At 37.5% G+C, this 14,526-nt stretch carries 13 protein-coding genes, 1 pseudogene and 1 riboswitch; of the genes and pseudogenes, 6 read left to right on the top strand and 8 right to left on the bottom strand.

From position 1 onward, the window contains the following. Positions 1–15: 15 nt before the first annotated feature. From AC1F25_RS03875 to AC1F25_RS03850, 6 genes and pseudogenes are all read left to right on the top strand, one after another. Positions 16–675 carry a GntR family transcriptional regulator gene (locus AC1F25_RS03875; RefSeq protein WP_002316279.1) on the top strand — a complete coding sequence of 220 codons (660 nt, stop codon included), beginning with the start codon at positions 16–18 and terminating at the stop codon, positions 673–675. 144 nt (positions 676–819) lie between these two features. Next, positions 820–1,383, top strand: a complete 564-nt coding sequence (ahpC, locus tag AC1F25_RS03870; protein ID WP_002290708.1) for an alkyl hydroperoxide reductase subunit C — start codon at positions 820–822, stop codon at positions 1,381–1,383. A 9-nt stretch (positions 1,384–1,392) separates the two neighbouring features. Then, positions 1,393–2,922: pseudogene (gene ahpF / locus AC1F25_RS03865) on the top strand (alkyl hydroperoxide reductase subunit F). Positions 2,923–3,200: 278 nt separating this feature from the next. Next, positions 3,201–3,551 carry a DUF2200 domain-containing protein gene (locus tag AC1F25_RS03860; RefSeq protein WP_002309193.1) on the top strand — a complete coding sequence of 117 codons (351 nt, stop codon included), beginning with the start codon at positions 3,201–3,203 and terminating at the stop codon, positions 3,549–3,551. 98 nt (positions 3,552–3,649) lie between these two features. Next, positions 3,650–4,177 (top strand): HdeD family acid-resistance protein, encoded by a 528-nt coding sequence (locus AC1F25_RS03855; protein WP_002306663.1) that lies wholly within the window; start codon positions 3,650–3,652, stop codon positions 4,175–4,177. Between the two features lie 153 nt (positions 4,178–4,330). Continuing rightward, positions 4,331–5,482, top strand: coding sequence for a cation:proton antiporter (locus AC1F25_RS03850; protein WP_002319954.1), 1,152 nt, complete (start codon positions 4,331–4,333; stop codon positions 5,480–5,482). 96 nt (positions 5,483–5,578) lie between these two features. Here the strand turns inward: AC1F25_RS03850 and pbp4 are convergent, their stop codons facing one another. The 8 genes from pbp4 to AC1F25_RS03810 all read right to left on the bottom strand — a co-directional run bounded on the left by pbp4 (position 5,579) and on the right by AC1F25_RS03810 (position 14,468). Beyond that, positions 5,579–7,615, bottom strand: coding sequence for a penicillin-binding protein PBP4(5) (gene pbp4, locus AC1F25_RS03845; RefSeq protein ID WP_002306661.1), 2,037 nt, complete (start codon positions 7,613–7,615; stop codon positions 5,579–5,581). 130 nt (positions 7,616–7,745) lie between these two features. After that, entirely contained in the window at positions 7,746–8,630 is an 885-nt protein-coding gene (locus AC1F25_RS03840; RefSeq protein WP_002306660.1) for an LCP family protein, read from the bottom strand. A gap of 92 nt (positions 8,631–8,722) precedes the next feature. Next, entirely contained in the window at positions 8,723–9,886 is a 1,164-nt protein-coding gene (locus AC1F25_RS03835; protein WP_461415981.1) for an FtsW/RodA/SpoVE family cell cycle protein, read from the bottom strand. A gap of 124 nt (positions 9,887–10,010) precedes the next feature. Next, positions 10,011–10,177, bottom strand: a riboswitch (M-box (ykoK) riboswitch). A 223-nt stretch (positions 10,178–10,400) separates the two neighbouring features. Then, complete coding sequence (locus AC1F25_RS03830) at positions 10,401–10,586, bottom strand: hypothetical protein (protein WP_479994269.1); 186 nt, start codon at positions 10,584–10,586, stop codon at positions 10,401–10,403. 15 nt (positions 10,587–10,601) lie between these two features. Next, the gene (locus AC1F25_RS03825) at positions 10,602–11,216 is read right to left on the bottom strand and encodes a flavin reductase family protein (protein ID WP_002306657.1); all 615 of its coding nucleotides are present in this window, start codon (positions 11,214–11,216) and stop codon (positions 10,602–10,604) included. 147 nt (positions 11,217–11,363) lie between these two features. After that, positions 11,364–12,047, bottom strand: a complete 684-nt coding sequence (locus AC1F25_RS03820; RefSeq protein WP_002316285.1) for an N-acetylmannosamine-6-phosphate 2-epimerase — start codon at positions 12,045–12,047, stop codon at positions 11,364–11,366. 114 nt (positions 12,048–12,161) lie between these two features. Continuing rightward, positions 12,162–12,620: an ASCH domain-containing protein gene (locus AC1F25_RS03815; RefSeq protein WP_002306654.1), complete on the bottom strand. Its 459-nt coding sequence runs from the start codon at positions 12,618–12,620 to the stop codon at positions 12,162–12,164. Positions 12,621–12,704: 84 nt separating this feature from the next. Further along, on the bottom strand, positions 12,705–14,468 hold the full coding sequence (locus tag AC1F25_RS03810; RefSeq protein ID WP_047929757.1) for a 1-deoxy-D-xylulose-5-phosphate synthase: 1,764 nt from the start codon (positions 14,466–14,468) through the stop codon (positions 12,705–12,707). Positions 14,469–14,526: the final 58 nt, after the last annotated feature.

The following is a 14,526-nucleotide window of genomic DNA, read 5'->3' as shown; positions in this document are numbered from 1 at the left end:
TTTGGAGGTATAAAAATGAAAAGTAGCTTGCAATCTCAAGCTTACCAAGCGATTCGTAAACAAATCATCTATGCGGACCTAGAACCTGGAAGAAAAATATCTGAAAAAGCGCTGGAGGAACATCTTTCTATCGGCCGGACCCCCATTCGCGAAGCATTGATTCAACTACGTCAGCAAGAACTCGTGTACACAGTTCCTCAAAGTGGTACGTATGTTTCAAGAATCAATCTCTATTCTGCAGAAAATGCTCGATTTGTTCGAGAACAATTAGAACAGCAAATCATGATTGAATGCTGTTCCAAATTGGACCATCAAACACGAATAGTGTTAGAAACGATTTTAAAAGAACAAGAAAAAGCAGCCCAAATAAAGGATGAACGTGCGTTTTTTCGTGCAGATAATTTATTTCATGAAGCTTGTTTCGAAATTGCCGGCAGAAAAGAAGTTTGGAACTGGTTAGATGACCACAATACCCATTTAGAACGTTTTCGTTGGTTAAGAGTGACCATACAAGGGCTTCCATGGGAAACGATCATGGAACAACATGAAGATTTATTCAGAGCATTAGTCGATAAAAAACCAGAAGAAGCTCGTTTTCAAACGGGATTGCACTTGCACATGATGCTGAAAGAACAAGAAACTGTCACTCAACGTTATCCTGAGTATTTCAAGTAGTTGTATTTTCTTATGCCTCTTCCATTTTATAATTAACCAGCGTTTTTGAGTAATCTTTATTAAATAACAAAATATTCATTGACTTTCTAACTCCAACCAAATTACAATCATTATAAATAAATAATTATTATTGGAGGTTTTACTATGTCATTGATTGGGAAAAAAATCGAAGAATTTAACGCTCAAGCTTATCATCAAGGAGAATTTTTAGAAATTAGCGAGAAAGACCTTATGGGGAATTGGAGCATCCTATGTTTCTACCCAGCAGATTTCACTTTTGTTTGCCCCACTGAACTAGAAGACTTACAAGAACAATACAGCACCTTGAAATCTTTGGGTGTTGAAGTCTTTTCTTGCTCTACAGATACCCATTTTACTCACAAAGCATGGCATGATACATCAGATGCTATCGGTAAAATCGAATACACGATGATTGGCGATCCTTCGCATCGGATTTCTCGTATTTTTGATGTGTTGGATGAAGAACAAGGATTAGCTCAACGAGGAACATTTATTATTGATCCAGACGGCATCGTTCAAGCTATGGAAATCAATGCAGATGGAATTGGCCGTGATGCTAGTGCACTGATTGATAAGATACGGGCTGCTCAATATGTACGTACCCACCCAGGTGAAGTTTGTCCGGCAAAATGGAAAGAAAGTGGCGAAACATTGAAACCAAGTTTTGATCTTGTTGGAAAAATTTAGGTGGTCGACATGTTAGATAAAGAAACTAAACAAAACCTCGAACAATATTTAGCACTGATTGAATCTCCTATTGTTTTTTCTGTTAGTTTGGATACTAGTGAAAATAGTCAAAAATTAGCAGAATTTACGAAGGAAATATCAGAAATGTCTCCTAAAATCTCTTGGGAAAAAAAAGAGTTGATGCGGACACCTAGTTTTTCTATCAGCCCTCTTGGCAAAGAAAGTGGAATTATTTTTGCTGGTATCCCCCTCGGTCATGAATTTGCTTCTTTTTTACTAGCACTGTTACAAATTAGTGGACGGGCACCAAAAATCAGTGAGTCTTTGAGCCTCAAAATCAAACAAATCAAACAAAAGCTGCATTTTGACAGTTATGTTAGCTTGACTTGTCACAATTGACCGGACGTTGTACAGGCATTGAATATATTAGCTGTATTAAATCCAAATATTACTCATACGATGATTGAAGGCGGTATGTTCCAAAAAGAAATTGATGATAAACAAATCATGGCAGTGCCAACGGTGTTTTTAAATGGTGAAGAATTTAGTAGCGGACGCATGACGATCGAACAAATCGTTGAAAAAATCACTGGTCCTTTGGTTGAAGAAGAATTATTTGAAAAAAAACCTTATGATGTATTAGTGGTCGGTGGCGGACCAGCAGCTAGTAGTGCAGCTATCTATGCAGCACGTAAAGGAATCCGCACAGGGATTGTTGCTGACTCCTTCGGTGGACAAGTCGTTGAAACACTGGGAATTGAAAACATGATTGGTACCCCTTACACAGAAGGGCCAAAATTAATGCAGCAAGTAGAAAATCATGTGCATAGTTACCCTATCGATATTATGATCAATCAAGAGGCTGTTTCCTTAAATAAAGAGCAAGATTTTATCAATATCGGCTTGGCTAACGGTATATCACTTCAAGCAAAAACTGCAATTATTGCGACAGGTGCGCACTGGCGTTCTATCAATGTACCGGGCGAAAAAGAGTTTAAAAATAAAGGAATTGCTTATTGTCCACACTGTGACGGTCCTCTATTTAAAGGAAAAGAGATTGCTGTTATTGGCGGTGGTAATTCTGGTGTTGAAGCAGCAATTGATTTGGCTGGGTTAGCAAAACATGTATATGTTCTAGAATTCTTACCAGAATTAAAAGCAGATCAAATCTTACAGGATAAACTAGTCTCTCTTGCGAATGTCACTGTTATCAAACATGCAGCGACGAAAGAAATCAGCGGTACGAATCAGGTAGAATCTCTCTCCTATATCGATCGCCGTACGATGGAGATGCATACGCTAGCTGTTTCAGGAGTATTCATTCTAGTCGGCTTACTCCCTAATACGGATTGGCTAGATGGAACGATCGAAATGAACCCAAGAAATGAAATAGTGACCGAGAAAAATGGCGCAACGAATATCCCCGGCGTTTTCGCAGCTGGTGATTGTACAGATAGTCCATACAAACAAATCATCGTTTCAATGGGTTCAGGAGCTACTGCAGCTTTAGGAGCATTCGATTATCTGATGCGCACTTGAACTATAAAGATTGTACAAAAGACAGATAGAGGTTGTGAGCCTGCCGTTCAGCTCCGAGTCACAAGGAACAATTTCAATAAACAGTTTCTCATGTTTGTTGAATATTGTAACTTGTGGCTGAGGAGTAGGCATGAGAACACCGTTTATTCGAAAAAAAGGATTGTGATAAGAATTTTGTCACAATCCTTCTTGTCTTTTTTTTGAATAATCACTTTTTCTTCTCTTTTTCTTATATACTATAAGTAGTAAATAGTTTGAGAGAAGAAAGGTGACTGATTATGGCGCAAAATCGTATTTTTAAGACAAGTTTTGCAAGCGTTTATCCTATGTATGTAGCAAAAGCAGAGAGAAAAGATCGTACAAAAGAGGAAGTAGATGAAATCATTTGCTGGCTGACAGGTTATTCCCAAACAGAACTAGAAGAGCAACTACAAAAACAAGTGACTTTCGAACAATTTTTTGCGGAAGCCCCTGCCCCCAATCCTTCTCGTTCTTTGATTACGGGTGTTGTTTGTGGTGTGCGAGTAGAAAACATCGAGGATAACTTGATGAAAGAAATTCGTTATTTAGATAAAATGATCGATGAGCTAGCAAAAGGCAAAAAAATGGAAAAGATCCTCAGAAAATGATCTTCCTTAAGAAGCTCTTCTCCTTCACTCATTTTGTAACGTTTGATTTGGTAAAATGACTAGTTCACGTTAAAATAAGTCAAAGGAGGTTTTCTTATATGTTTGAGACGATTAAACAAAATATTCAAAAATATGCCTTATTAAGAGCTGCTGTTTATATTATTTCTGGGATTGCGATTGTGCTAAACCCTTCTGCTGTTTTTCATTTTATCGGTTATCTGATCACTGCCTATCTTGTTTTGCTTGGGGTGTTGAATCTTTTTGAGGCTTACCGTTTTAAAAGGAAAACAGGTTCTTGGAGTATCGGTCTGTTTAGTGGTCTTTTTTTCCTGATCTGTGCGCTGATCGTTTATGCTTTTGCACCTGCAATCGTTTCTATCCTGCCGATTCTTCTTGGATTAGCTGTTATCATCAACAGCTTGTTCCAGTTGTTCTTCAGCATGAATACAAAAGCTAAAAGTTGGAGTGTTTATAGTATTCTGTTGTTGATTGGCGGATTCGTCTTATTATTTAATCCATTCAAAAGCTTGATGGTTCTATTTCAAATATTCGGTTTCATCTTGATTTTCATGGGCATCCAGGAAATCATCAATTTTATCAGAGTAAGAAAAATGACTATACGTTAATCGTTTTTAGTTATTAAAATAGACTGTTTAAAAACCAACAAACCAAAAAATACTTTTGGATTGTTGGTTTTTTTATGAGTATATTTTCCTATTTTTTCAATAATATATGTTATGCTAAGTTCGGGCTATATTTTATACAAAGGAATGATGAGAATGGAATTTATTGGTATTTTATGCCTGATATTGATTTCAACAACGATTGGCTCACATATCTCTAGGAGATTAGGTATTCCAGCAGTAATCGGACAATTACTTGTTGGTGTTTTGCTAGGACAAGCTGGATTGAATTGGGTCAAACCGGATATTCTAGTCCATGACTTCTCGGAGATTGGTGTAATCTTATTGATGTTTTTAGCTGGTCTGGAAAGTGATTTATCTCTTTTGAAAAAATATTTCCGACCAGGCATGTTCGTTGCTTTACTCGGAATCATCTTCCCTGTTGTTTTTGGTTGGCTAACAGGCGAAGCATTCCAAGTTTCGGGAAATGAAGCGATTTTCTTTGGGATTATTCTTGCAGCAACTTCTGTCAGTATTTCAGTTGAAGTATTAAAGGAACTAAACGTGGTGAATACGAAAGAAGGCTCAACTATTTTAGGTGCTTCTGTTGTAGATGACATTTTAGTCGTTTTAGTCCTAAGTTTCAGTCTATCTTTTCTCACTGGAGAAGCTTCTAGCAATGCTTCTTTACCGCTTGTTTTGATTGAACAGCTCGTTTACTTTGTTTTTATTTTCTTATTAGTCAAATGGATTGCACCCTTCTTGCTTTCATTTGCAGAAAAAGTGTACGCAAATTCTTCTATTATCATCGTATCGCTAGTTATTTGTTTAGGTATGTCTTACGTAGCGGATCTTGTAGGTCTTAGTTCTGTCATTGGTGCCTTTTTTGCTGGGATAGCAGTCAGTCAGACAAAGGTCAAAGAAGAAGTATACCACAATGTTGAAGCTTTAGGATATGCAGTATTTATACCAGTATTTTTTGTCAGTGTAGGATTAGAAGTTGATTTTTCTGACTTTGGTGAGCAGCTTCTCTTTATTTCTATATTGACGCTTGTAGCAATTTTGACCAAATTGCTTGGAGGGTATTTTGGTGCTCAGATTGCCGGTTTTTCTCAACATAGTTCATTGATGGTCGGTGCTGGTATGATTTCGCGTGGAGAAATGGCTTTGATCATTTTGCAAATTGGACAGCAAAGTCAATTGATCGAACCACAGTACTATTCACCTTTAGTAATCGTGATTTTATTAAGTACACTTATTTCTCCACTTGTTCTGAAATATTTTACAAAAAAAGTTTATGAAGTGTGAGTGACCCAGAAAGTGGTCGTGAACCTGTCGTTTATTCGAAAAAAGGACTGTGACGATACCGTCACAGTCCTTTTACTATAGTTATGAAGTCGTTCTTTATTGATAATTTTGGTTGAGGTATTGTAATAGTTCGGGTGCTCGTTTAGTTGCTGAATCATCATCTTCTTTATTTTCCAACATGCTAACCATCATATATCCTTGGTTATCAGGGTTGAAAGCAAACAAGAAACTGTTCTCTTTCCCTTTTTCATCCTGTTTTTCTTTGATTTCCGCTGTACCAGTTTTCGCTGCCAATGGAATCCCTAAAGCAGAAAGAGAATGTGCTGTACCATTTACATCTTGCACAACTTCTCTCAGATCTGGCACGATCGTTTGTACTGCTGTTTCGCCGATGACATTCTTCTTATCTTTTGTCTCTTTATCTGCAATCAATTTAGGATAGACAAGTGTGCCATTGTTGGCAAAAACAGAATACATTGCTGCTTGCTGGATAGGATTAATTAGAAGTTCGCCTTGTCCATATCCAGTATCAGCTAGCAAGATATCTGAATTAAAGCTCTCTTCATTAGAAATTTGTGCTGGATTCATACTGATTGGCAAATCAAGGTCTTCACCAAAAATGAATTTATCCAAACCTGCACGGAAATTCTTCTCCCCCATTTTCAACGTTTCTTGTGCCATATATATATTATCGGAATAAATCAAAGCAGTTTTTAAGTCTACTTGTGACACATCACTAACACGAGTTACTTGATACGATCCCCAAGAACTATCTTTTTGCCATTTAAGCCCGTTGATCGTCAACACTTCATTTGGATCGATAGTGCCGTTGTCGAGACCGATTGCTGCTGTGATCATTTTAAACGTAGAGCCAGGAGCATAACCTGTCGCAAATCGGCTGATGAATGGTTGTTCAGGATTTTCTTCATAAGCTTTGTAGTCTTCTTGTGAGATCCCGTTTGTCATTTTGTTTGGATCATAGCTTGGAGAGCTAGCAAGCGCAAGAAGATCACCGGTTTTTGGCGTTGTCGCAACAGTCGATCCAGCTTTTCCTCCTAGACTGTCGAAAGCTGTTTTTTGTGCCTTTGCATCGATTGTCAATTTGATATCTTTTCCGTTTTGGACTTCATGCTCGATCAGAACCTTTTTCTCGACACCGTCTGTATCTGTGATGCTTAATTTTCCACCTGTAGTCCCACGAAGATCCTTATCAAAAGCCATTTCCAAACCAGATCGTCCGATTTTTCCATTACTGCTTAATTCTGGATTTTTATCAATATCTTCTGCTGTGATATCTCCCACGTAACCAATCAGTTGAGCAGCTGCTTCACCCAAAGGATAATATCTGCCGTCTACTTCTTGGATGGTAGCTCCAGCTGGAAGTTCTGGCGTTGCTCCATCAATGATTTTCAATGGGACAAAGTAATCGGGTTGTACCCAGCTTTGTGAAATAGCCTGATTGATAGCATCTTCTGTTAAGTCGAATGCAGAAGCAATGGCTTTGATATTGGCTGTTTTTTCGTCCCCATCCCCAAGTTTGCTTGGAACGACTCCTAATTGTTTTAGTTTGCCGGTTGTTGCTAATGGTTCCCCATTTCGATCTAAAATGTTCCCTCTTGTTGCTTCTTGCGTGGTCAGACTTACTTTGTCATTTCCTTCCATTTCTGGAAAAACCAAGTTAGGCTGCCAGTTGATCGTGGTTTTTCCATCATTTCTGTCTAATGTTCCTTTATAAGAAAGATCTTTCAATTCACCTAATGAGGTATTCATCTTTGCTTTATATGAAAAGCTATAAGTAGAATCATCTTTTTTATCTACTTTTAGATTTGATATCTCAAGTCCTTTGACATCGGCAGCACCGTATATATTTTGGTATTTTTCTAAGATCTCTTTTTCAGATAATGCACTTTTATTTGCTGCCTTTTTCGATGCCATTCCTGCAGCTTTGTTATAATCTCCTTTGTTTAAAGCTTGGACAAATTGCTCAACCGTCTTTTCTCCAGCTTCTACTGCTTGGGTTTCTTGGTAGTGCCGGTAGTAAAAATAACCGCCACTTGCAGCTACTATTAAAATCACTGCGCCGGCAATATAAGCGCCTGTTCGATTTTTGCCGTGCTTGTCACTTCTTTTCATTTTTTCCTCCTTCTTTTGCTTGTTATTCCTTTATTTTCACTATTTATACCTGTTTATTCTAACATAATAAAAGAAGTCAGAACATAACATAAATTGTTATTTCTAACTTCTTTTATTTTATTTTCTTTACTTAATTATTCAGAAATTTTTTGATTGCTTCTTGGTTTTTGGTCAAATCTAATTCCAGAACACTTCCGGAAGGCGTATTGTCGTTGAAGTCCCAACTGCCGTCTACTGGTACGGATAATGTATCGATCTTTTTATTATCGTCTTTGAGGAAATCCATACCGCAATCCAGTAGCACACTCTCAGGAAGGTTCGTTTGGATACTGCCAAGTAGTTTTCCCACCGCTTTCGGTAATTTAAATATCGAAGTGACGTCTTTCAGCTGCTGAGAGATAGCTTTAATCACTTGTTGCTGTCTTCTAATCCTCCCAAAGTCCCCTTCTTCGTCTTCACGGAATCGAGCATACTGCAGTAACGTATTGCCATCCATTACTTGCTTCCCTTTTTTTATATATACGCCATCTAAATCTAAAGATTTTTCTGCATCAATCTTTACTCCATCAGGAAACAGTTCATTGACGCAATCGATAAAATCTTGAAATGTGATACTTGCATAATACGGGGCTTCAAATTTGAAATTTTCCTTTAATGTTTGGTTCAATAAATCAATTCCTCCGTAAGAGTACGCTGCATTGATTTTATCCATTCCGTAACCTGGTATATCGACATATGAGTCTCTCATGATAGAGATTAGTTTTGCTTGTTGTGTTTTCTGGTCGTATTGTGCAACCATAAGTGAATCTGAGCGACCATTTTCGTCTTTCGAACGGGCATCCGAACCAATCAAAGCCACGTTTAGTGTGGTAGGGACACTTTTCGGATCTACCTTTTTTACAGTTGAGGTCTGTTTTGCAGACGAAAATCCATGGACAAATTCAATCGAAAAAAAGCCGACTACTAGTGTAAGCAGTAACAAAACAGATAATATGATTTTTTGAAATACTTTCATTGCGAATTCCTCTTTCTAAAAAGAATCTCTCGCTTGAAAAATAAAAGATAGTCCTTTATGATAATTCAAACTGAGAGATTCTCAGTTTCTCTTTATTGTTTTTCAGGTCGATAGAGCGGCAACTCTTCGGCCTGTATCTTCGAAGAAATATTCAACGTGATCCCGATCCCTAAAGAAAGGATCAGATAACTTGTTCCTCCATAACTAACAAATGGTAATGGCACGCCAGTCATTGGCATAAGCCCTGCGATACTTTCCACATTCATTATCGTCTGAACGAATAGCAAAGTTCCGAATCCTAAAAGAAACAATCCAGCTTGCTGATTTTTACAACGACTGCTTAAACAAAAGATTCTCATGCATAATGAGAATAATAAGAAAAGTACACACAATGCACCAATTAGCCCAAGCTCTTCTGTAATGATCGAAAAAATAAAATCTGTTTCTGTCTCTGGAAGATATCCCTTTTTTGTGATACTGTTTCCTAATCCTCTCCCCCATATGCCACCATTGTATAGTGCATAAAACGAATGAGTCATTTGATAGCCCGCACCATGACTATCTATGAAAGGATCTCTTAAAGTTGCAATCCTTTCATAAGCATGATTGAACATCTGGGGAAGCCAGCCTTTGTTTCCTAAATATAATACTCCGCCGGCTGCTCCAATCAATAAGGCAGAAAAAGTAACAATCAGATAGATTCCTTTTTTAAATGGAACTGCTGCTGCCCAAAAAATGACCCACGCAATCGAAAGAATCATCAATGCTCCAGCAATCTTTGGCTGGAATAAAATCAACAAAGTTATGCTTACTGTAATCAGGAAAGGTTTTTTTAGATTTTTTGGCGGATTATTTCCGTCACGAAAAAACCAGCTTAGATAAAAAATCAGAAAAAGATTTGCTAATTCTGAAGGCTGGAATTGAATGCCAAACAGAGAAATCCAACGTTGTGCGCCATTGACAGTGACACCGAATATTCCTACTCGTACTAAGATCAAAAAGAAAATCGATAAAGCTAAACCATATCCTGCTATTTTAGGGTGAAGTAAATAGTGCAGTTTGATTGAACGAGCTAAGAAGATTACGCCCCAACTCAAAAATATGAAAATCAGTTGGCGCAATAATAGACTTTTTGTATTTTCATCTGCTTGCAATAAACGATAAGAACTAGCACTGTATACTTCTAAAAGACCGATCATGGACAAAGTCAAATAAGGACCCAAAATCCACCAATCGATCTTTTTTCTTTTTTTCACCGCATCTCCTCCTCCCACGGTAATCCACTTGTCAGGTAAGGAGCGAGTTTGTCTCTTCAAATAAGTCAGTCTTGAAACTATAAAGAAAAGGCCAGAAACCTTTTCGAACAAGAATTCTGACCTAGCATCATCTCATCGTCCGAGTTTTAGCACTATACAACGTAAAGAAAACATTCTTAGCTATTGGAAAAAGCCTTAATCCGACAGTTTCTGTTTTACCCATTGGCGACTTTCGACGTTTCTGGGCAATAGCCTATGTTTGTATAGGAGCCTCACCTAACAAGGTTATTACTATATTCTATTTACGAGTCCATGATAGACTTTTCCTAATGAATAGGCAATGAAATTTGAAATGAAATAGTGAAATTTAACAATCTTTAATATTTTTTAGGAAAAAATAACAAATAACGTAAAAAAATCCCAGCGCAGTTTCGTTCAATTGTGCTAGGATTCCTTGATAATCTTTTTATTTTTAGTGTTTTTTTATATGATTTTCACTTTTCAGAATAAATGTTTATTTGTTTAAGTAATTGAATAACCCTCCTATTTCTTTGCCGTCTAAAGTAACTTTGGTGACGACAAAATGATCTTGTAATGGCGGAACTTCTAAATACTGCCCTTGCAGAAAATCATTCACTGTCTCGTATTCTTTTCCCATTTCTTTTGAATCTGCTGATGGTTTATAACTTATTTTTAACATAACTATTACTCCTTCTTATTGGGGACGTGCGATCGTGAAAATTTCTCCTATTGCTGCATAATCATTTCCTGCCAAACGGCTTATAGCATTCAATTCTCTTGGATCGATTCTTCCCGTCTTTTCATCATAGACTGTTTCATTCAAATGATATTTCTGTACTTCTAGCAAAAATAAATCAGCTGTTACTTTATTTTTATTCCGTATCTCGACATGTTCATATAAGGTTGTCTCAAAACGAACTTTTGCTTCTGTCAATGCTGGTACTGAAATGATTGCTGAATCCGTTAAAGTCAATTCAGTCAAGTGTAGTTCGCTTTCCTCATTAGGCAGATTAGCTGCTGTTTTATTTGCTTCTTCTACGTTGTCCTCATCAAGGATATGGATGACCGCTTCTCTTGTCTCAAGAATGTTTTTTGCTGTGTCTTTTACTGTATCTTGTTTTCTCTGGATCGCCAAGGATAAGATAGGTGGATTCGAACTGACAATATTAAAGTAACTGAAGGGTGCGATATTCACTATATCATTTACGGATTTAGTCGTTACTACTGCAACCGGCCTGGGGATAACTGAACCAATCAGCAACTTGTAATTTTCACGTTCTGTCAATTCTGAAGGACTTCGTTCAAACATGGTCTCGCCTTCTTTCTATAAAATACGCTAAAAAGCAGATCTGCGAAGACAAAAGGAAAAGCAACACTTTCCTCTTCTTCTTAGAATCTGCTTTAAACTATCTATTAATTTTTCTTTTTTGTCAAGAATCTGTGCCGTACGTGTTTTTTAGTTCTTTGCTTTATTCGCGGCTTCGACATATCTTTTAGTGATGAATTGTGGACGGGTGATGATAGATCCAATCACGACTGAAAAAGCACCTAATTCATAGGCTTTCTCTACGTGTTCTGGAGAGTCAGTATGGCCTTCCATGACTACTGGTATATTGACTTGTTCTATGATCTGATTCAACAAATCAAAATCAGGCTCCTGTGTTTTTCGAGAATATTCTGTATATCCTGCTAATGTCGTAGACAAAAGATCAAAACCATCTTCTTGCGCTTGAAGCGCTTCCTCAAAAGTAGAAATATCTGCCATGGCTAATCGACCGTGATCGTGGATCATTTGGACAAGCTCAGCTGTTGTTTTTTCTGTCGGACGTTTACGAGAAGTTGCATCCAGTGCAATGATCTCAGCTTGCGTCTCCAAAAGTTCTTTCACTTCTTTTTCTGTCGCAGTAATAAATACTTCTGATCCATCGTAATCTCTTTTGATAATCCCTATTACCGGCAAATCAACGATTCGCTTGATTTCATTGATATCTTCTGTTGTATTTGCGCGAATACCAACTGCTCCGCCTTCTTTTGCAGCCAAAGCCATTCTCCCCATGATAAAAGAACTGTGTAATGGCTCATTTTCCAAAGCTTGACAAGAAACGACAACCCCACCTTTTATTTTTTCCAGTACATCCACACTATCTCCTCCAATGACGTTCTCTAGAAATACATCTTCTTATAAAAATGTAACCCTTTTCTATCTAAGAGTCAATAAAGTAGCTATCCTTTTTCTTTTAGCAAGCCTTTCTTGCTAAAAGAAAATTACTTCAAACTCTTCATATACGATTAGCTTCTCTTCTGTAAATGCCATGTTCAGTGCTTCTTTGTAGACATGCTTGAAAAAGTCAGTATGGACTTTCCGCCAATAGGCTAACGTTCGATCTCCTTCTCCTTCTTTCCAAGCATGTTCTTCCGTGATTTCACTAAAAGGCAAGATAGTCACATTTATATTTTTGATGATACAAACTGGTTCATTTTTTCCATTCAGAACCACATCTAACTGACCCACTTTTGGTAAAGGTTCCTTCTCTTTTTTATATAGATCATATCCACTTGATGTACCGGTTTTTATTTTTTTTACAACTAACTCACTCAATTCATCTGCCATTTCTTCTGTATTCCCAAATGAAAAAAAGCTTAGTTCTTCTGATTGATACCTAGGATATTTTTCTTGAAACTTTTTGAAATATTCTTCTACTTTTTGATACATAATAGCATCTACTCCTTTGTTTCGTATAATAAAAACCATCCAGATACCAGTATAAACGATTATCTGGATGGAAAATACGATGGATTATTGAATATTTAAGACACGTAGACTATCCTCAACGATTTGGCTTGGTGTCAAATGATAACGTTCATAAAGTTTAACTGTTGGAACACTATCTGTGAATTCTTTCTTTGCACCGAAATTCAGCACATGCATTGAAGAATCACCATAATAACGACTGATTTTTTCACCAAATCCGCCTGATAAACTACCATCTTCTAATGTGATGACTAATTCATGGGCTTCTTTTAATTTATCTAATGTTTCTACATCATTTTCTGTGATTGTTCCTGGATTGATCAATGTTGCTTCGATTCCTTTTTCTCTAAAAGCTTCCACTGTTTCTTTTCCTAGTCCAAGAAAACCACCTAAAGCTAAAATTGCCACTTTTTCGCCTTTATTCACTGTCTGATAGGCTGGAATACTGTAATCATTTGCGATAGCTTTACCATGTTCCACACCATGAGTAGGGATTCGAATAGCTACAGGCTGTGCTGTTTGCTCAAAAGCCCAATCTAGCATAGAGATCATATCTTCTTTTGTTGCTGGAGCAAGATATTTGATATTCGGGATACTTGATAAATAAGGAATGTCAAACGTTCCTTGGTGTGTTCGATCACTAGCAGAGATCGTTCCGCCACCAACTAAAATGATGACTGGATTCTCGTTGATTGCTAAATCATGTGATAATTGATCATATGCCCGTTGCAGGAAAGTACTTGATTGGAAGACGACTGGACGTACTCCCTGAGAAGCCAAAGCAGAAGCAAACGTAATGGAATGCTGCTCGGCGATCCCCACATCAAAATAATGATCTGGATGTTTTTCTTGGAATGTTTTCAGTCCAAAGGCGCCTGGTATTGCTGCATTGACAGCGGCAATAGGTGCTGTACTTGTTTGCACTTTTTTATCCAGATAATCCATGATGATCGTATTGAATGTTTCTCCAGAAGCTGCCTGTTTTGCTTCTCCTGTAGACAGATCAAATGGGACGTGCCAATGATATTTCATTTTATTATCGATCGCTGGCTGATAACCGCGGCCTTTTTCCGTATGTACGTGAAGTACGATTGGATGATCAATATCTTTTACTTCTTCAAATAAACGGATCACCGTTTCTAGGTCGTTTCCATCATCCACATAGCGATAATCAAATCCCATAGCTTTAAATAGGTTATTACTGCTTTCACCGTGAGTTTGACGAAGCTCTGCTAAGTTCTGATATAAGCTACCGTGGTTCTCATCAATAGACATCTCATTATCGTTTACTAATACGATTAAATTGGTCTGTAAAGCGCCGCCGTTGTTCAGCCCTTCAAAAGCTAAGCCGCCACTTAGTGAGCCATCTCCAATAAATGCTACCACATTTCCTGATTCTTTCTTCAAATCTCTGGATTTAGCCAACCCAGTAGCTAAGCTGATAGATGTAGATGTGTGACCCACTGTAAAATAATCATGTTCACTTTCGTGTTGATTGGAATACCCGCTTACTTCATGGTAATGTCCTTTTTCAAAGCCATTTTTCCGACCAGTTAGCAGCTTATGACCATAAGATTGATGGGAAACATCCCATACGATTTTATCCTTAGGTGAATCAAATACATAATGAAAAGCGATCGTTAATTCGACTACACCTAGATTCGGACCAACGTGCCCACCTACATCGCTGTCCTTTTGCAAGATCTTTTGGCGCATTTCTTCTGCCAGCTGTTTCATTTCCTCAACAGATAACTTTTTGACATCTGCTGGACTATTGATTGTATCCAATACATGTAATGCTGTACTCATTATGCATTCTCTCCTCCGTACTATCTTCTTTTTAGTTGAAAATAGATTTGTAACACTT

Source organism: Enterococcus sp. M-BR2 (assembly GCF_056612775.1).
Note: the sequence above shows the minus strand (reverse complement) of the source record. Positions and strands in the feature narration are given on the sequence as shown.